The organism is Ningiella ruwaisensis, assembly GCF_004798935.1.
Lineage (GTDB): Bacteria > Pseudomonadota > Gammaproteobacteria > Enterobacterales > Alteromonadaceae > Glaciecola > Glaciecola ruwaisensis.
In genome coordinates, this window is record NZ_RAHT01000006.1 from 101,823 (window position 1) to 121,328 (window position 19,506).

Here is a 19,506-nt window from a genome sequence, read left to right on the forward strand (position 1 = left end):
TGCCTAAACGCCTTTGCGCCAATGCATAAACAGAACATGATATTCAAGTGAATACATGTCTTGCTCTCGTGACCACAAAGACTCCACTCGCTCAATTTCTCTTTTGCCAAGCATATTTGCTTTGGCCTTTGATAGAGCCGTATTTGCACCAATAGCTTTTAGGGATTTTAAGGCATGCAACAAGTTAGGATGCCAAGTGCTAAACTGCATGAGCTGTGTGGTGTTTTCTTCTATACTTCCTGCCGTGCTTTCTGCAATACGGCTTTCTGCAATACCGCTTTCCATATCCTCTTTAAGATTCTCATAAATACGTTCATTCCCTTTCGTAGCATACCTTTTGAGCCGCTCAAATGCAGATATCCAGCGTGATTTATCAGCAAAACGATTCAAACGAGAAGCGTAGCCAGCCCGCTCCCACGCTGATTCTAGAGAATAGAAAGAACCTTCTATCATAAAGGCAATAGATGCTTCGCCATGCGGTTTTAACACGCGGTGTATTTCGGCAAGACTGGAGAAAGGGTTTTCAGACCACTGCAAAGCCATACTTGAATATACTTTGTCGATGGATCTCGTCGCAAAGGGGAGCTCATTTGCATGGCCAAGGATAAAATGCTGCTTGTCTTCAACGCTTTTTGCTCGTTTAGTACGCATGTTCTCAGCATGCGCCTTTTGTCGCGCCTGTTGTAACATAGCAAATGACAGGTCCAGGTTGAACCACTGTGCAAACTGCCCCGATAGCATTAGCGCTAGCTGACCGGTACCACAACCTATATCCAGGGCAACTGAATTAGCGTAATTGCTGTTTGAAGACGGCTGACTCTTTTGCCAATCTACCAGTGCTTTGGCAATTCTTTGTTGGACTTGCGCATGTTTATCGTAATGTCTAGCTGCTCGACTAAAACCCTTTGCAATAGTATTGCTTTTAGCCGATAAGACTTGCCTTTGGTTTACCTCAGTTTCAACCTTGGCAGTAGGCAGTTTATCACGGAGTTCATGAGAAGCTTCCTTGTTATGCTTGTCATCAAGCACAGTCAGCATGCGTTTGTGCTCCAATTTTGTCTTTCGCGCAAAATGCAAAGTGCATCAACCAAAGTTTGAATATCTTGCCCCGAGTGCAAAGCAGAGAGCGTGATACGCAAACGTTCTTTGCCTTTTGCAACCGTCGGCGTTCGAATAGCCGGCGTATAAATACCCCATTCCATTAATTGCTCACTTGCTTGAGTACAATGTTGGCTAGTTTGCGAATCTGCAATAATAAGTGGCTGTATTGCGGTATCAGAAGCTAAGAATGGAAGCGCATGTTTTGCAATTAAGGATTTAAACAGCGCAATATTTTGCTGGAGCTTTTCTCGCTCTATACCTTTTTGCATTATTTCAATACTTTTTAAGGTAGCGTGAGCCTGGGCAGGCGGAATTGCAGTGCTGTAAACGTAATGCCTTGCAAAATTGATTAAAAAGTCGATTAGCGCTTTGCTTCCTGCAATAAAAGCGCCGGCTGTGCCTATCGCCTTTCCAAAAGTTGCCATAATGATATCAATCTGGTTTGAATCAATATTCAAGTGCTCGCATACGCCCAATCCATGTTTGCCAATTACACCAAAGCCATGCGCATCATCAATCATTAACATAAGATTTTTATCTGCTTTTTGGCTGCGCTTGAAATTTTGAGCTTGCGTTAGTACTTGAGCAATATCGCCGTCCATACTAAACACGCCTTCGGTTGCAAGCAGCGTAATTTGCTCTGCTTTTTGCGGATTTTCCAACTGCGTGCTGGCCGCTGCATCCAAGAGTTTTTGCATGTGGGCGGCATCGTTATGACGAAAACGGGAAAGGCGAGCATTCGCATGTAGCGCACCTTCAATAAAGCTGGCATGCATCAATTTATCGCAGATGATTTGTCCCTTATACCCGTGTTCTTGTGTATCGGTTCTGGCTATCTGATGACGTACTCCGCTGTCAGAATGAGGCAAAGTGCGCCTTGATGACTGCTTTGTTTGCGAAAAAAGTGCATGTATAAGCGCCTGGTTAGCCGCAAATCCACTATTAAACAAAAGCGCCGCCTCTTTATTGAACATTTGGGCAAGCGCATCTTCAAGTGCTTTGTGCGGCTGCATATACCCGCTTACTACTGACGAGGCAGTGCTACCCGCGCCATACAATGCAAGCCCTTCTGCATAGCTTTGTAATACATCTGGATGTTGGCTTAAGCCGAGATAGTCGTTACTGGCAAAATTTAAACAAGGCTTGCCATTGATCGTAACAATACCATCAGCATTTTGACTAACGAGCTTTCTGCTACGAAGTAAACCGTCGGCTTTACGCTTATCTAATGCAGCTTGTAAAACGTTATTGTGCAAAAATCATCCACCACTAGACGAATTGGCAGACATTTTGACCAATGAGCTTTTAGTGGCGTCAATATACAAATCTGCCTGTTGATTCTGCTGAATTTCTTCAGTGAGGGCTGCGTCAATCGCCTCATCAGAAAAACTTTTTGTTTGCTGCGAGTTTATGCCGAGCTTTTTAAATAACATAACATCTTCATGTGTTTCGGGATTAGAAGTCGTGAGCAACTTGCAACCATAAAATATGGAATTAGCTCCCGCCATAAAGCAAAGTGCCTGCATCTGTTCGTTCATCGATTCTCTGCCGGCCGACAAACGAACATAGCTTTTCGGCATCATTATTCGCGCCACTGCAATCGTGCGAATAAACTCAAAAGGCTCCAAATCTTCAACGCTATCAAGTGGAGTCCCTTTTACTTTTACCAGCATATTAATTGGCACGCTTTCAGGATGCCGCTGCAAATTGGCCAATTGGATAAGCAAACTTGAGCGGTCGTTTGCGCTTTCGCCCATTCCGACTATACCGCCAGAACACACATGCATGCCTGCCTCACGCACATGCTCAAGTGTATCAAGCCTGTCTTGATACGTTCGGGTGGTGATAATTTCGCCGTAAAACTCCGGTGATGTATCTAAATTATGATTGTAATAATCCAGCCCTGCCTGCTTTAGTGCGATGGCTTGTTCGCGCGTTAACATACCAAGCGTCATGCAGGTTTCGAGTCCTAATGACTTTACTTCCCGAATCATATCGGCAACATATGGGATGTCTCTGTCTTTTGGATTTCGCCATGCTGCGCCCATGCAAAAACGCGTCGAGCCAGCCGCTTTGGCCTCTTTCGCACGCTGAATGACCTTTTCAATTTCCAGTAATCGCTCTTTTTCCAAGCCGGTATCGTAACGTGCACTCTGCGGACAATATTTGCAATCTTCAGGGCAGGCACCGGTTTTTATTGACAGCAGTGTACTTACCTGAACATGATTAGGGTCAAAGTGTTCACGATGGATGGATTGCGCTTTAAATACCAGATCGTTGAAAGGTAAGTTAAATAGTGCATTGACCTCTTCCAGAGTCCAGTCATGACGCAACTTATCTTCAAAATTGTGTTTTTTACTTGGATAAGCGGACGCCGTCGAAGAATGTAGTGTTTGCTCATCTTTGCTTGACGATGAATGGACGAGAGATTCAGACATAAAAAGGTTTACTCATAAGTTGTATGGCACTAGTCTATGCCCAGTCATTAATTTGTCAATTCAAGTGAAGAACAAAGTTTTACTAAAGGTTAAAATTTGAGCAACCCACTAAAGCACTTTTCATTGAGCAATACCGAGTTTGATAAACAACACATTTGGCATCCTTACACCTCGGCAACGGCCCCTCTGCCGTGCTATGAAGTGACAGGAGCAAAAGGTGCGGAACTTACCTTGATAGCACAATCAGGGAAAGAAGCGACGGTGGTAGATGGCATGTCTTCGTGGTGGTGCACCATTCATGGTTACAATCACCCCGTCTTGAACGCAGCCGTTAACGATCAGCTTAATAAATTTTCGCACGTCATGTTTGGCGGCTTAACGCACGAACCTGCGATAAATTTATGTAAGCGCCTGCTTGATATTGTTCCGCAAGGCTTAAACCGCGTATTTCTGGCTGACTCAGGCTCCGTATCTATTGAGGTCGCCATCAAAATGGCCATTCAATATTGGGCCTGTCAGGGAAGAGAAGAAAAATCAAAGTTGATTACGCCCCGCGGCGGTTATCATGGTGATACCTTTGCAGCCATGTCTGTTTGCGATCCGGTAAATGGCATGCACTCATTGTTTAAAAAAACGCTCATTCAGCATTTTTTCGCGCCAGCGCCTCAAATCCCTTTTCATCAAAACTGGCATCCAGATGAAATTGCGCCAATGCGAGATATATTTGAGCAGCATCATCACGAAGTTGCCGCGCTTATTCTTGAGCCGGTGGTTCAAGGTGCAGGCGGTATGCGTCTTTATCACCCTGAATACGTTAAACAGTGTCGGCAGCTTTGTGATGAATATGATGTTTTGCTCATTTGTGACGAAATCGCCACTGGATTTGGTCGCACAGGAGAGCTTTTTGCCTGTAATCATGCTGACATTTCACCTGACATACTCTGCATCGGTAAAGCGCTTACCGGCGGCTATATGACCCTCGCTGCTGCAATTTGTACTGAAGAAGTTGCCTTGGGCGTATGCGAGGGTGAACCTGGCGTTTTTATGCATGGCCCTACATTTATGGGTAATCCGCTTGCCTGCTCGGTAGCTAGCGCCAGTATCGACCTATTGTTGAACGGCATATGGGAAGGTGAAGGCTGGCAAAAGAATGTAAAACGTATTGAGAGCTTACTTGAGGATGGTCTGCGTCCACTTTCACAGCACCCGAAAGTTGCAGACGTACGCTGCCTTGGCGCAATTGGCGTTGTCGAAATGAAGCAAGCTGTGGATGTTGCACAAATTCAGTCAGAGTTTGTAAAAAAGGGCGCATGGATACGCCCTTTTGGTAAACTGATTTATGTGATGCCACCTTTTGTCTGTTCCAATGAGCAGATTGCTACCCTTATTGAAGCCATTCATTACGGCGTTACCAAATTACCTTAAATGCAGTGGATAATTCCTGAGATAGAAAGCAAGCGCTCAATTAATCGTTTGACCTAAAGTCCGCTGCGTTCAAACCGTGCTTTTTCATTAATTTGTGCATATCGGTGCGGTTTCGACCTGCCATATCCGATGCACGCGTTACGTTACCGTCGGTTAATTGCAATAAGCGACACAAATAACGGTACTCAAAGGAGTCTCGCGCTTCGGTAAGTGTTGGCCAATACTCCGTTTCTTGCGAAAGCGCCTGTTCCACCAAAGACACCGGGATAATTTTCGAATTGGTCAGCGCCACACAGCGCTCCACTACGTTGACTAACTGACGCACATTCCCTGGCCAATCAGCTTTGGTAAGTCGATTAATGGCATCATCGGCAAATTTTCGTACGTTAATACCGTGCTTTTTCGCGCTTTCTTTAAGCAAATAATCAGCAAGAAGCGGGATATCCTCAAAACGGTCTTTTAAGCGAGGAATATCCAAATTCACCACATTTAAGCGGTAGTACAAGTCTTCCCTGAATTCGTTTTCCTGCATCGCTTCTTGCAGATTTTTATGCGTTGCCGAAATGATACGCACATCAATATCCACGGTCGTTGTGCTTCCAACTGGCCGAATAGAACGTTCTTGCAGAGCGCGTAAAAGCTTTACTTGCAGCGCCATTGGCATGTCGCCAATCTCATCTAAAAATAGCGTTCCGCCATCAGCTTCTTTAAATAAGCCTGGATTTGCCTGAATCGCCCCGGTAAAGGCACCTTTTGCATGACCAAACAATTCTGATTCCAATAGGTTTTCAGGTAGTGCTCCACAGTTAATTGCCACAAAAGGTTTATCTTTTCGGCTTGAGGCTTTGTGAATAGCTTTAGCTAATAGTTCTTTACCTGTGCCGCTTGCACCGTTAATAAGCACGCTGACGTTTTTGTCTGCTACCTGTTCGGCCTGCTTAAGCAGTTTAATCATATCAGGTGAGCGCGTAATTATGTCGCTGCACCAATCGCCCAAATCATTTTTTTGGGTTTGGCTAATTGCTCTTAATAAAATGCGCCGTAATTCTTCATGATCAACTGGCTTGGTTAAAAAACTAAACACACCGCGTTGTGTTGCGGCTACGGCCTCTTTAATCGTACCGTGAGCCGTCATTAAAATAACCGGCAAGTCGCGATGCTGGGCAAGCACCTCATCAAAAAGTGCCAGCCCATCCATGCCAGGCATACGCAAATCACTTAACACCACATCAAAATCGTTATTGAACATTAGCCTTAGCGCCTGCGTGCCATTATCCACACTTGTTACATTAAAGCCTTCAGCTTCCAATCGAATCGACATCAAGCGCAATAGATTTTCATCATCATCAACGAGCAATAAATTGGGTTTTTTATCAGGTGTCGTGCTTATTTGCTTGGGATCCAAATTAATTACTCCTTTTATCGTCTGACATACTGGCTTCGATCTTGAGCAGTTGCTCAACTTGCTCTTGTTGCTTTTTCATCTCGGCCTGACGTGCTTCCAAGGTTCGTTGAAGTTCATTGATGGTTCGTTCCTGTCGCGCATTAACGCGACTAAGAATGGTAATAGCTGACTCAAGCTCTAACATCTGCTGCGAAGGGATTTCAACAATCACTCGCGCAAGCTCGTACATTGGCGCTTCCATTCGCTCTTTGAGTTCATCGAACCAATTTTGCGCGCGTAAGCGGTTCGTGTACGGGGTATCGACTGCCTGACTAAGTAAAATTTTCTGCAGTTTATCGTAAGGTTCATCGCCTAATAATTTGATAGATTCCATTCGGGTTTGCCAAGGCGTTTTTTCCGCTTCAATCAAAAATGCTGTCCACGTTCCAAGCTTACAAAATTCATAAAATTGTTCTCTCGCTGGCTCTGACTCACACAAATCGGTTGAAGGTTTAATGGCTTCAATTGTTTCAGATTTACCGCGGGGATGCTCAAATACCTCACATCCCGCAAGAAAGATAATGACTATGCAACACAATACCACTTTCATTAACTACTCACCTCTTGGCAAGCGCACTCTAAAGCACACTTCATTTTCGTGTCTGTCAACAATGATGACGTCACCATTTAGCAGTCTCGCGCAATCGGCAACAATTGAAAGTCCCAAACCTGCGCCCATTACTTTATCATTGCGTTTGTCTTTTCCGCGCTTAAAAGGTTCAAAAATCTCTGCTCGAGCTTCCATCGAAATGGGGGTGCCTTCATTCATGACGTCTATCATGACATGTTGATTATTTTGCGACACTTCAATGCCTATTTCAGAATCTGTTTTCGCATACGCAATGGCGTTTGACACCAGATTATCCAGAATACGTCGCAACAGTTCTTCATCACTGACCACTTTCACTTTTTCATCAATAGTGGTGTGTATTGTTTGATGATTTTGAGACAGCAGAAGCTTGTATTCACTGGCGCAATCTTCAATCATATCGGCTATATCAATGGGCCTGAATGTCGGTTCAGCTTGCTGGAGCAACGCGTTATAATCGAGCAGTTTGACCACCAAAAGATTTAAGCGTTCAGTAGAACTATTTAGCAATCCCACCACTTCAGCCTGGCCGCTGGATAATCTACCCACCACTTCGTTCTCTAAAATGGCGCAGCCTTCTTTTATGCTTGCAAGTGGCGTTTTCAATTCATGAGATGCATGGCGAAGTAGCGCAGTTCTGACCTTTTCCAACTGTTGCAAGCGATCATTTAACCAAAATAGGTCTTTTTCAACGGCCATTAACTCCCGCGGGGCAGAAGCTGATTTTTCAGGTAATTTTTGACTGGATGATGCAATTGCATGAATAATTTCCTGGAGTTTTCTGACGGGCTTGACGATAAGTTGGGCTGCAACCAGAATAAGCGCAAGTGACAAGAGTACAAGCAAGCCCGTTGACCAACCCTGACGGCGCTGAATATTTTCGAAATGTTCTTGTTGTTCTTGAACTCTGATTTTTACCGCATTTCCCACCTGGTCTTTTATGGTATCGATGGATTGTGAGAAGCGCGCTAATTGTGCATTGACAAGCAATTGGTCATTAAATTCATCGTACTCTTTTAACCTGGATACATGTCCTGTCATCACCGAACATTCGCTCAGCCCGCCCAACATGTTGCACAAAAACTTCAATTTGTCTTCAAAACGAACAATGGCAAAATCGGCCAGCTCTTCAAGCTGGGGATTAGGAAGTACCTGATACTGCTTAATATAGCGCTCAACATCATCGCCAATAAGTTCAAGATCACGAAGTTCAATGCCCACAGAGACAAAGAATTGCGTATTAAGGGTGGTTACGTAGCTAACATCGTCGAAGTCTTGTTGGCTCTGCCAGAGTAATGCGATTAAAGGCACTAAAGCCACCATGTAGCTTCCAAGCACCAACTGACGTAACGAGCGTATCTGCACTTTGTTAACCGTATCAAACTTCCCTATTGCTAGAATTGCATAGCTAAGCAATTGCATCAACTAATAATCGCTCAAATAAAAAGGGGACGCCCGCCACTCGCAAAGCAAAGCGCCCCACTAAAACTCAAATGAACGCCAACTTACTCCTGTAAAAAAGGACTAGACAGCATTTCATCCATACTTATATAGCCATCTTCATTGATGTCTATGCGGGTAAAGTTTTCCAATAATTTGGCATGGCCTGCGGCTTCTCTGAGCGAAATCAAACCATCTTGGTCTCGATCAAGCGCTATGAAGAGGCTCTCCTGCGCAGTCACTTTCGAAACGGACGATATGGCTTGCAATACCAGCACACTCATGCCCACTATTAATAACTTTTTGTACATTCTCATTACCGTTTCCCCGCATGATACTAATGTCTTTTATTTCTATGCGCCTTTAATCCTGAGCAGTTCCAGACTTGGCATGGGCATAGCGCTTTGACATAGCTTTTAGCTGATGCGAGTTTGCCTGTTGACGACGTCAAATCAGTAAATGATTTTGTTTTCGTTCTGATTCTTATGTGCTGATTGGTATACAAGCGCTGTGCCAATATTTAATTATTATTTATTTTCAATAACTTACGATAAAACAAAACATTTATCACTCTTCTTTGTGTTGCTATTTTGCAACGTCAGCAAGTAAGAAGAGGACAGAGTTAAGGTAAAAGTGGCTCAAACGACCTAATAAACCTGAGCTAGCAGGATGTTGCTAATCACTCACATGTGGAGTTGTTTTGGGGTCGTTTTGTAGGTTTTTTAGTGAACGGCGACAAGATAAATTGAAAAAAGACTAACTAAGGAAATAACACTAAGAATTATCAGATTAAAACCAAAGCGATCGGAGCTTCGTCGGTTGCGTCTTGCTCTTAACACAATACTTATTAAACTCAGAGCTAAGCACAATTGAAGTAAAAGCAACAAGCGTTCAAGATGGTGTTGCGACCATACTTCCCTGCCCTCGATGTTCCAGTATTGCTGTACGCCGGTAATAAATTCCGGTCTGGCATAGTGAAACACCACCAAAGCCATGACCAAGGTTAGCCAACCTACCGCGTTTAATCCGATAACCAGTCGATAAAAGGCATCTCGCTCCCGAGCTATGACACGTCTTTCACGTCTTACTTTCGATAAGCGGACATGCGACTGCTGATCAATTTCTTTATGATCCTGCCGCATTATTCTCTTCCCTAGACAACGAGCATTTTATTTTAAGCATTTTTCGTAATTTTTGTATTTTTAGGAGCTGCACTAGTGGCATCCTCTTCACTGATAAGTATACTAAGGTCCTTTTATATATAAATGCAAATTACGAGCACTGATAAAACAAACGTACTCGCTTGGTAAATGGAGACCTTTATGATCACAGCGCCAGTCGCCGAAGTTTTGGCTGGAAAATTTGAAACAGGTAGCAGTATTAGAGTACAAGGTTGGGTGCGTACAAAACGCGACTCTAAAGCCGGCCTGTCGTTTATTGCGCTTCACGATGGGAGCTGCTTTGATCCAATACAGGTTGTTGCACTAAATACGCTTGATAATTATAAAGATGTGTTGCGCTTGACTACTGGTTGCTCGCTTCAGGTGATTGGAGTGGTGAAGCAGTCTGAAGGTAAAGGTCAGGCAGTTGAAATAGAAGCCAGTCAGATAGACGTTGTTGGATGGGTAGAAAACCCAGACACCTACCCAATGGCTGCTAAGCGACATAGTATTGAATATCTTCGAGAACACGCCCATTTACGACCGCGAACCAACATTATTGGTGCCGTCACTCGCGTTAGAAACTGTTTATCGCAGGCAATTCACCGATTTTTTCACGAAAGTGGCTATTTTTGGATAAGTACGCCGATATTGACAGCATCTGATACCGAAGGTGCAGGTGAAATGTTTCGAGTATCCACTCTTGATATGATGAACTTGCCACGCAACGATAAAGGCGGGGTTGATTATTCTCAGGACTTTTTCGGAAAAGAAACCTTTTTAACGGTATCTGGCCAGTTGAATGTGGAGACATATTGTAGCGCAATGTCAAAAGTCTATACTTTTGGTCCTACGTTTCGTGCTGAAAACTCCAATACAAGTCGTCATTTGGCCGAATTTTGGATGATTGAGCCAGAGGTTGCATTTGCAGACCTTTCTACCATCGCACAGCTTGCAGAAGATATGCTTAAATACGTGTTTAAAGCCGTGCTAGAAGAACGCGCTGACGACATGGCGTTTTTTGAGCAACGCGTTAACAAGGACGTCATTAAACGCATGCAGTCTGTGATTGATTCTGATTTTGTTAGAATGGACTACACGGATGCTATCGACATTCTGCAAAAGAGCGGTCGCGAATTTGAGTTTCCTGTTGAGTGGGGTGTTGATTTATCGTCCGAACACGAGCGCTATATTGCAGAAGAGCATGTAGGTGCGCCGGTAATTATGCAAAACTATCCTAAAGATATTAAAGCGTTTTACATGCGCATTAATGACGATAATAAAACCGTAGCGGCAATGGATGTACTTGCGCCGGGTATTGGTGAAATTATTGGCGGCTCGCAGCGTGAGGAGCGTTTAGAAGTTTTTGATAGGCGTCTTGCTGAAATGAACCTGAGCGCAGAAGATTATGCCTGGTATCGCGACCTGCGCCGTTATGGCACAGTACCCCATGCTGGCTTTGGTTTAGGTTTTGAAAGACTGGTCGCTTACGTAACTGGTGTTGCTAACGTCAGAGACGTCATTCCCTTCCCGCGCACACCTGGCAACGCTAACTATTAATTGCAAACAATAGCGCGTCGATACAGGGCGGGATGCGTCGCGATTGACACAATCGCACCCCGCCGTGCTAACGCAGTTAATTTTACGAAGAATTAACAATTTTAACCAATCTCTTGGCGAAAAAGACTACTTTAAATAAGTGGTCTTTTTTTTCGTCTCTTGCATATTTGATAAAAGCCTTATCAGACGAGTCCTGTATCCAATTTTATATATTTCGTTACATTTGGCACATACCTTGTACACACCTCACCTATATAGTGTAAGCGTACTCATTTAGGAAGAGACTTCATGAACAACAAACTTATTCAATTTTTAGCCTTTATTGCCGTGATTATTATCGGTGTTGCGGTAATGATAGGCATCGAAGCTACAGCACAGAACAGTGAACAAAAAGAAGCCGTAGATACCCGTCCAATTGTAAGCGTCGAAGCGCTGGTACCAATCAATCATGACGTGCTTATATCAAGTTTTGGAGAAGTGAAGCCTTTAGAAACGACTACTCTTGCTGCACAAGTCAACGGTGAAGTGCTTAACTGGAATCCTCAGTTTGTAGAAGGTGGCGTGGTTAAACGTGGCGAGGTGCTTTTTACCATTGAACCAGAAGCCTATGAAGCAGCGGTATTACAAGCTGAAGCGCAGGTTTCTCTGGCACAGGCGACACTGACTGAAGAACTCGCCAGACAACAGGTCGCAAAACGCGAAGCCCGAAATATTGGTGAAAATAGCGTAAGTGACCTGTACCTGCGAAAGCCTCAAGTGTTAAGTGCCCAGGCACAACTTAAATCGGCAGAGGCAGCGTTACGGATTGCCAAACGAAATCTGGCAAAAACTCAGGTCACAGCGCCTTATGATGCGCTGGTTATGGCACGCTCAATTGGTTCAGGTCAATATGTAAGTGCAGGAATGAAAGTGGCTGAATTAAGCAACATTGAAAGCGCTGAAATTATTATACCTGTGGCGGGTTTTGATCGCCCGTTTTTGCAGGATGATATGGCTGGTATTGAAGCAGTGGTAACGACTAAAGATCGCGCGCCCATCACCCGCTCGGGTTTGGTCAACCGTGACCTGGGTGTGCTCGACGAATCCACAAGAATGTTGCACTTGGTTGTTCGTATCGAAGACCCTTACAGCCTTGAAAGTGATGCACCGGCACTAAAATTCGGCTCCTACGTTGAGGTAAACGTAAAAGGCAAGCAACTTCAGAACGTATTTAAAGTCCCCCAATCGCTTGTAAACAACCGTAAAATCTGGCTATTGGATGAAGATGACAAGCTTCAGTCGCATCCGGTGGAAGTGATTAGAGAAGAAGGCAGTTATTTCTTTATTTCAGACGGTGTCTCTGCTGATGACCGCTTAGTCAGAGGATTACCTGAATATCCACAAAATGGCATGCAAGTCAGGGTAAAAAATCCTGATCAAGCTCTGATCTCATACAACCAATAGGAGGGAGTAAAGCATGTCAACATCAAACGAAACATCACAAGCGTCCGAAAACAAGCCACTTCCTTCCGGTCTGATTTCGTTCTTTGCGCAAAACTCTGTCGCCGCGAATCTCTTGATGGGATTTATTATTATCATGGGGTTAATTAGTTACTTCACTATTCAAAAACAAATGTTTCCGAATATTGAAATCAACTACATTAACGCTTATGTCTCCTATCCCGGTGCCTCCCCTAAAGAGATAGAAGAGAACATCATTATCAAAATTGAAGAGTCGCTGACTGATGTGACAGAAATAAAAAAGTCAATTGGTCGTTCCTGGCGCGGTGGTGGCCGCGTGACAATGGAAATCCATACCAGTGAACACTTGCCAGACGTACTCGATAAAGTTAAGGCAAGAATTGACGGAATTGCGACATTCCCGGCATCTATGGAACCCATTACCGTCCAGCAAATTGAGTGGCAGCAAGAAGTGATGGAGCTTGCGGTGGTGGGTGATTTACCCCTTGCCGACCTCAAACCTATCGCTGAACAACTTGAAGAAGAACTGCTTCAATTGAGTAATGTGCAGTTAGCCAGTGCAGGTAGTCCTCAAGACGAAATTGGTATTGAGGTTCGTCCTGAAATGCTCCGCAAATATAATTTAACCATTAGCGATATTAGTACAGCCATTCGTCGCTATTCTGCGAATTTTTCGGCCGGTCAAATTCGAAGCGACAGCGGAATGATAGCGGTTCGCGTTGAAAATCAGTTCTACAACGGAGAAGAATTTCGCAATATTCCGGTAAAGGTGGGTGAAGGCGGTGCAAAAGTTCTGCTCAAAGACGTAGCAGATATCAACGACGGATTTACCGAAGGTGAGCGCTATTTTAAATACAATGGCGAAAACGCAATTTACATGGATGTAAGCGCGACAAAATCACAGAACATTTTGCCGGTTGCCGATTCGGTGCGAAGTTTTGTTGAAGCACGCAATAAAACCCTTCCTCAAGGCGTGGAGCTTAAAATCTTAGTTGATATGACCTACTACCTGAACGGTCGTCTTGACATGATGCTGAACAATCTGGCGCAAGGTGCGGTTCTTGTCTTCATTATGCTGGCTATCTTTTTGCGCGTAAAGCTTGCTGCCTGGGTGATGATTGGACTACCAGTGTGCTTTTTGGGTGCCATGATGGTGATGCCTTTTGTCGGTATTACCATCAATATTCTCTCACTATTCGCCTTTATCATGGTGCTTGGTATAGTGGTTGACGATGCCATTGTTATCGGGGAGAGCGCCTATACCGAGATTGAGTCTAAAGGCGGCGGTGTGCATAACGTTGTGGTGGGTGCCAAACGCGTTGCAACCCCTGCTACTTTCGGCGTGCTGACTACCATCGCCGTGTTTGCGCCCTTTGCTTTTGCAAGCGGCCCAATGGGCGACTTTTTTATCAATATTGCAGGTGTAGCTATTTTGTGCCTGATTTTTTCACTCATTGAATCTAAGCTCATTTTACCTGCCCACATCGCTCATTCTAATTTTGGTCCATTAAAAGAAAATGGCTGGCGCATGCGCTTCAATGCGCTTTATTTTGGTTTTATAAACGGCCCCTATAAACGTTTTGTTACTTGGTGCACCAATTGGAGATGGCCCGTGTTCGGTGCATTTTTCGCCCTAATCCTGGCAGCCGCTGGACTCATAGGAGGCAATTACGTTCGATTGGTGCCAGAACCAAAGGTTCCGCACGACTTTCCGCAGATTAATATCGAAATGAGTGAAACCGTGTCTGACGAAGTAACGATTCAAGCTCTGCAAGCCATTGAACAGGTTGTTCTGGATGTTGATAAACAAATCGAAGAAGAGTTTGGTAACGGCATGGTACGCGATATTTTGGTGTGGAATAACGATCGCACAGAAGGTCGTTTGCTTGCGCCACTTGTAGATGAAGAACTGCGACCTATCGATACCTTTGAACTGGCTCGTCGCTGGCGTGAAGCGCTTCCTGAAATTGCCGGCATGAAATCCATAACGATACGCGATGACGTAAACGGCGGTGGGGATGATGGTGAATTTGGCTACATGCTCTTCGGTTCTGATATTGCCACATTAAACGCCGCCGGTCGGATGTTTATTGACCAGCTTCAGCTACAAAAAGGCGTATTTGACGTTAGTTCAACCATTGACCCAGACAGTAAAGAAGTGCAGCTACAGCTTAAACCTGTTGCGTATGATTTAGGCCTGGATTTGAGCACGATTGCAGCTCAGGTGGGCGCCAGCTTCTACGGTGGTGAAGCACAGCGAGTATTGCGCGATGGCGAGGAAGTTCGTGTAATGGTTCGCTATCCCAGACTGACTCGCGAGCGTTTTGCAGATTTGAAGTATGCAGTAATCACCACGCCAAGTGGTCAGGAGGTTATGTTAGGTGATGTGGTCGATTTGTACGAAGCACCAGGGATTAGTTATATCCGAAGAGAAGGTGGCTTTAGAAGTGTCTACATCTGGGGTTCGATTGATGAAGAAGTTATTGAGCCCAACGAGGTGGTCAACAACATAAGAGAAACCCTGCTTCCTGCAATGAAAGAAGCCTATCCATCTGTAAAAACCGAATTAGGCGGCAAGATTGAAGAGCAACAAGCGCAGCAAACTGAACAGCTTCTGTTCTTTGCGGCCGGCATGGTGATGGTGTACATCCTGCTTGCTGTGCCCTTAAAAAGCTATTCACAGCCATTGATCATAATGTCGGTAATACCCTTTAGTTTTACCGGCGCGGTATTCGGTCACTTTATGTTTGGATTGGATATTAGTATGTTTTCGTCTTTTGGTTTAATTGCCGCAGCAGGGGTGGTGATCAATGACTCGCTGGTTATGACGGATTTTGTTAACCAGCGCAGGGAGCAAGGGTATTCAATTAAAGAAGCGGTGATAGAGGCAGGTTGTGCGCGCTTTAGAGCAATTACATTGACCTCTATTACCACCTTTGCTGGCGTGTTACCGATCATGTTTGAAACCAGCCTTCAAGCCGCGTTTGTAATTCCAATGGCGGTATCTTTGGGCTTTGCGGTCATGTATGCCACACTGGTAACCTTGCTACTAGTCCCTTGCTTGTATTTGATGTTGCACGACATAAAGTCCATATTCAAACGCAAGAAAAAGCCAACGCAAGCCATTTCAGGCGAAGTCGGCTCGGTATTGAAGTAAGCGACTTTTAGCGAATTAGGTCAGAAAAACGCTGACTTAAAATAAAAATCTCAATAAAGCGGATGCTAAATGCATCCGCTTTTTTCTTTTTTCGCTTCACAATAAATTAACTTAATCTACATCATAAAATGTTCAGAAAAATCTAAACCTTTGTCCGTTTAGTCCGTTAACCTTACATGAATCCAGCTCGTCAGTTTTATGCAAGGAATGACTTAGAAAAGCATGTTTAATCAAAGCTCATTGCGCGTATTAGTGGTCGATGATTCCTCTTTGATGAGGCGGCATATCTGTGACACCTTAAGCGAGCATGGTATGACAATAGAAGTGGCAAAGGACGGGCAGGATTGTCTGGAAAAGATCCCGCAGTTTAGACCCGATGTTATTACCCTAGATATTAATATGCCGGTCATGGACGGTTTTGAGTGCTTAAAAAAAATTATGAGTAACTCTCCCCTTCCGGTGCTAATCGTTTCCTCATTAAGCCAGGAAGGTGCGAGTGAAACGCTCAAAGCCCTTGAGCTTGGCGCAGTGGATTATGTTGCGAAACCTCATGGCCCTGTTTCTTTGTCATTGAAGCGCTCTAAATACATGCTGGTAGAAAAAGTGAAAGCCGCCAGCAAAGCCCGAGTCAACCGAAAAACTACGCATATTCGTCCTTTATCAGTCGACACACCTCGCGGCCTATTACATAAAGCTGAAACACCTCAGAACGAAGTATTGCCTCAACGAATAAGAGATTACCGCGCTTCTGTAACACAAAACTGTGAGCTTATTATTATTGGCGTATCAACAGGCGGGCCTGCCAGTTTGCAAGAAATCATCCCCCAGCTGCCAGCCAATTTTCCCATACCAATTGTTATTGCGCAGCACATGCCAGCGCGTTTCACACAAGTATTTGCTCAGCGACTGGATAAGTTATCAAATGTTACTGTGCAAGAGTTATCCAATCGCGTCGAGCTACAAGCTGGAAAGGTTTACATTGCGCAAGGTGATGCGAATGTAGAAGTGTACTCGCAAGGCGGCAAATTGTGCGCAAAACCAAATACTGATGTCTCCCCATACATTTGGAAGCCAAGCATAACGCATTTAGTTGAGAGTGCTTTATCGAGTTTAAGCGCACGCAAAATATGCTGTGTGCAGCTCACCGGCATGGGTGATGATGGCGCGAAAGCGATGGCAAAAGCACATAGCCTTGGAGCCATCACCATTGCTGAATCTGAACAAACCTCGGTTGTTTACGGAATGCCGAAAGAGCTTGTAAAATTAAATGGAGCGAGTAAGGTATTGCCGAATTACGATATCAGTAAAGCATTGATGTCTCTTTAAATTCTCATCTTATAATCGTTTGGGTTGGCTGTGGAAAAATCAGAATTTATTCAAATTCGTCGTTTTATCGTGAAATTAGGCAAAATGCTGCACAAGTACGGCACTCCCGCCTTCAGATTAGAAGCCCACTTGAGCGAAGTTGCGAGCTATTTAGGCGTGCACGCCAGCTTTATTTCTACGCCTACCTCCTTAACTTATGTCATTTGGTCAGATAAGCATGAAGATGAGTATACACATGCCGCCCGGGTGCAACCTGGTGATATCGACTTAGGTTCTTTGTCTCGCACAGATGAGTTAGTAAACAAGCTGTTAAGCGGCGAATTAAGTCTTTCTCAAGCCGATGCTGAACTTAGCGCAATTGATGAGCTTCCGCCTTTTTACCACCCTGTGCTTGAGTTCTTTGCTTTTGGCCTATCTACCGGTTCTTTTGCGATTGTGATGGGATCAAGTTTTGACGATGCCTTTGCTGCTGGTGCCATTGGTCTTGTGATGTACCTGATTTATTACTTTTCGACAAAAAGTAAGCGTGTTGCTCTAATGCTTGAGCCTGCGGTTGCCCTAATTGCAGGTATATGCGCTTGTGCGATCAGCGCCTTTGTTGACCCCGCCATCAACATCCGGCTGGTGGTGCTATCATCCATCATTATCTTTATTCCGGGACTGGCATTGACCATCGGCTTAGCCGAATTATCTTCTCGAAATTTAGTCTCTGGCACAGCCAGGGTTATGGATGCGCTGATGCAGCTATTTAAGCTGTACTTTGGCGCATTTTTAGGTATTGCTATCGGATTTTGGCTGTTCAGTGAAGTGGCCATGACGCCGACCAAACCTACCCCTTTTTGGGCCATCATTGCAGCGGTATTTATTCTATGTTCTGCCTTGGTTGTTATTTTTAAACTCAGACTAAAGCACGCGCCATGGGCAATTATTTGCGGGATTTTAGGTTATTTTGGTACCTACTGGGCCTCAAAATATTTAGAGTTTGGTTTGGGTACATTTGTAGGGGCTTTCGCCGTTGGCGTATATGCTAATCTGTTCACGCGCCTGGCACATGCCCCCGCAAGTATTGTTCTAATGCAGGGACTGATTGTATTGGTACCCGGCTCTAAAACCTATATTGGGCTGAATTCATTTGTATCGGGGCAGGATTTTATGCAAACAGAGCATATCGGTCAGGAAACCTTTGTCATTTTTATGTCTCTAGTGGCCGGTTTGTTATTTGCAAATGTGATTGTGCCAACTAAAAAAGCACTTTAGGCAACATTTTCATTACTTGCCCGGCATTTATTTCTCCCTGAGCTTTTTGCTTTGTACAGGGCTTCATCTGCCCTCTCGAGCCACTCGTAAGTGCTCTCGCCTGTTTCATATTCTGCAATGCCTGCAGAGGTAGTGATGCGTAAATCCTTTAAGTGCCATTGCGTTTGCTCTATTTCGAAGGCAAGCTGCTTAGCGACGCTTTTTGCTTCAAACAGCTTTGTATCCTCAAGAATTAAAACAAACTCTTCTCCCCCAAGTCGATATAAGCTATCGGTAACGCGGATCCGCGTTTTGATTACGCTGGCAAAGCGTTTAAGCACCTCATCGCCGCAAGCGTGACCATGTTGGTCATTTACCTGTTTAAAATAGTCAATATCAAAAATAACCAGTGAACAGCTCAACTGGTCATTACGTTTAATGCGCTGAGTGATTTCCAGCAGCTTTTCTTCCAGTTTTCGCCGATTGCCGGTTTCAGTGAGGGGGTCGGTTGTGGCAAGTTGTTCCAGAAATTGCGCCTGTTGCCTCATTCGGTTTGAGAATGCATAGCAAAATAGAAAGGTTGCAGTTGCCGTAATACTGAAAGTTAGTAAAAACAACGGGCTGGATTCCTGCCAAATCATGGCAAGCACTACTAGTAAAAAGGTCAGCGTAAGCGTCGCTGCAAATTTGGGGCGCAGAAGGAAGAAGGTAGTTGTAAGCGCCGGATAAACCCAGTGAATATTTTGCGCGCCTTTTAAAAAGATTGTACCCGTCATCACAATGACGGTCAGAAGCGCAAGCCCCGTGCGAGTTAGATCAGACTTTTTGGTGATGTAAGCATGTAGAAACAACACAAAGGTAATAAAAACAGCCACAGCATTCATTGCTGCGTGCGCATAGTCTTCTTGCAAGACGCGCAAAATCACAAAGGGAAAAATACCTAAGCTTATGCAACCACTTATGACCAGTAAAACGAAATTATCGGTGCTTCTCGCCTTACTTTTGTTTAGGTTATCGGTATTCACAAGACATGTTTTCAATTAAAAGCGTATTCGCCTTTATCTGATTGTAGTTATAAGTGTATCGGTTGTTAAATAAAAGTAAACTTATGATCTTTGCGAAAAGGTGTGCTTTAATATACCTATGCAAAACAGGACAACATCTTGCAT

Annotated in this window: 15 protein-coding genes; 6 read left to right on the forward strand and 9 right to left on the reverse strand. The window is 44.4% G+C overall.

Going from position 1 to position 19,506, the window contains the following annotated elements:
- Nucleotides 1-3 precede the first annotated feature (3 nt).
- From D6V41_RS13095 to bioB, 3 genes are read right to left on the reverse strand one after another with little or no spacing between them, the layout of a single operon-like run.
- On the reverse strand, nt 4-1,038 hold the full coding sequence (locus D6V41_RS13095; RefSeq protein WP_136251981.1) for a methyltransferase domain-containing protein: 1,035 nt from the start codon (nt 1,036-1,038) through the stop codon (nt 4-6).
- Nucleotides 1,032-2,357 carry an aminotransferase class I/II-fold pyridoxal phosphate-dependent enzyme gene (locus tag D6V41_RS13100; RefSeq protein ID WP_136251982.1) on the reverse strand — a complete coding sequence of 442 codons (1,326 nt, stop codon included), beginning with the start codon at nt 2,355-2,357 and terminating at the stop codon, nt 1,032-1,034. Before D6V41_RS13100 ends, D6V41_RS13095 begins: the two co-directional genes overlap by 7 nt.
- 3 nt (nt 2,358-2,360) lie before the next feature.
- Nucleotides 2,361-3,539 (reverse strand): biotin synthase BioB, encoded by a 1,179-nt coding sequence (bioB, locus tag D6V41_RS13105; RefSeq protein WP_136251983.1) that lies wholly within the window; start codon nt 3,537-3,539, stop codon nt 2,361-2,363.
- Nucleotides 3,540-3,662: 123 nt separating this feature from the next.
- Between bioB and bioA the strand changes: the two genes are divergently transcribed.
- Nucleotides 3,663-4,964, forward strand: a complete 1,302-nt coding sequence (bioA, locus tag D6V41_RS13110; protein ID WP_136252172.1) for an adenosylmethionine--8-amino-7-oxononanoate transaminase — start codon at nt 3,663-3,665, stop codon at nt 4,962-4,964.
- 40 nt (nt 4,965-5,004) lie between these two features.
- Here bioA and D6V41_RS13115 read toward each other — a convergent pair whose 3' ends face one another.
- The 5 genes from D6V41_RS13115 to D6V41_RS13135 form a co-directional block, all read right to left on the reverse strand.
- Nucleotides 5,005-6,369 (reverse strand): sigma 54-interacting transcriptional regulator, encoded by a 1,365-nt coding sequence (locus D6V41_RS13115; protein WP_277750976.1) that lies wholly within the window; start codon nt 6,367-6,369, stop codon nt 5,005-5,007.
- 1 nt (nt 6,370) lies between these two features.
- Nucleotides 6,371-6,958, reverse strand: a complete 588-nt coding sequence (locus D6V41_RS13120; RefSeq protein WP_136251984.1) for a SlyX family protein — start codon at nt 6,956-6,958, stop codon at nt 6,371-6,373.
- Between the two features lie 3 nt (nt 6,959-6,961).
- Complete coding sequence (locus D6V41_RS13125) at nt 6,962-8,419, reverse strand: sensor histidine kinase (RefSeq protein WP_136251985.1); 1,458 nt, start codon at nt 8,417-8,419, stop codon at nt 6,962-6,964.
- Nucleotides 8,420-8,502: 83 nt separating this feature from the next.
- Nucleotides 8,503-8,754, reverse strand: coding sequence for an EF-hand domain-containing protein (locus D6V41_RS13130; RefSeq protein WP_136251986.1), 252 nt, complete (start codon nt 8,752-8,754; stop codon nt 8,503-8,505).
- 405 nt (nt 8,755-9,159) lie between these two features.
- Nucleotides 9,160-9,579 carry a hypothetical protein gene (locus D6V41_RS13135; RefSeq protein ID WP_136251987.1) on the reverse strand — a complete coding sequence of 140 codons (420 nt, stop codon included), beginning with the start codon at nt 9,577-9,579 and terminating at the stop codon, nt 9,160-9,162.
- A 180-nt stretch (nt 9,580-9,759) separates the two neighbouring features.
- On the opposite strand from D6V41_RS13135, the gene asnS reads away from it, so the two are divergent.
- The 5 genes from asnS to D6V41_RS13160 all read left to right on the forward strand — a co-directional run bounded on the left by asnS (nt 9,760) and on the right by D6V41_RS13160 (nt 18,358).
- Complete coding sequence (gene asnS, locus D6V41_RS13140) at nt 9,760-11,157, forward strand: asparagine--tRNA ligase (RefSeq protein WP_136251988.1); 1,398 nt, start codon at nt 9,760-9,762, stop codon at nt 11,155-11,157.
- Nucleotides 11,158-11,445: 288 nt separating this feature from the next.
- A complete protein-coding gene (locus tag D6V41_RS13145; protein ID WP_136251989.1) occupies nt 11,446-12,600 on the forward strand; it encodes an efflux RND transporter periplasmic adaptor subunit in 1,155 nt (384 codons plus the stop codon).
- A gap of 13 nt (nt 12,601-12,613) precedes the next feature.
- A complete protein-coding gene (locus D6V41_RS13150) occupies nt 12,614-15,775 on the forward strand; it encodes an efflux RND transporter permease subunit (protein WP_136251990.1) in 3,162 nt (1,053 codons plus the stop codon).
- A gap of 222 nt (nt 15,776-15,997) precedes the next feature.
- Nucleotides 15,998-17,101: a chemotaxis-specific protein-glutamate methyltransferase CheB gene (gene cheB, locus D6V41_RS13155; RefSeq protein ID WP_136251991.1), complete on the forward strand. Its 1,104-nt coding sequence runs from the start codon at nt 15,998-16,000 to the stop codon at nt 17,099-17,101.
- A 30-nt stretch (nt 17,102-17,131) separates the two neighbouring features.
- Nucleotides 17,132-18,358 carry a threonine/serine exporter family protein gene (locus D6V41_RS13160; RefSeq protein WP_136251992.1) on the forward strand — a complete coding sequence of 409 codons (1,227 nt, stop codon included), beginning with the start codon at nt 17,132-17,134 and terminating at the stop codon, nt 18,356-18,358.
- Here the strand turns inward: D6V41_RS13160 and D6V41_RS13165 are convergent.
- Nucleotides 18,355-19,377 (reverse strand): GGDEF domain-containing protein, encoded by a 1,023-nt coding sequence (locus D6V41_RS13165; protein WP_136251993.1) that lies wholly within the window; start codon nt 19,375-19,377, stop codon nt 18,355-18,357. The genes D6V41_RS13160 and D6V41_RS13165 overlap by 4 nt on opposite strands.
- Nucleotides 19,378-19,506 lie beyond the last annotated feature (129 nt).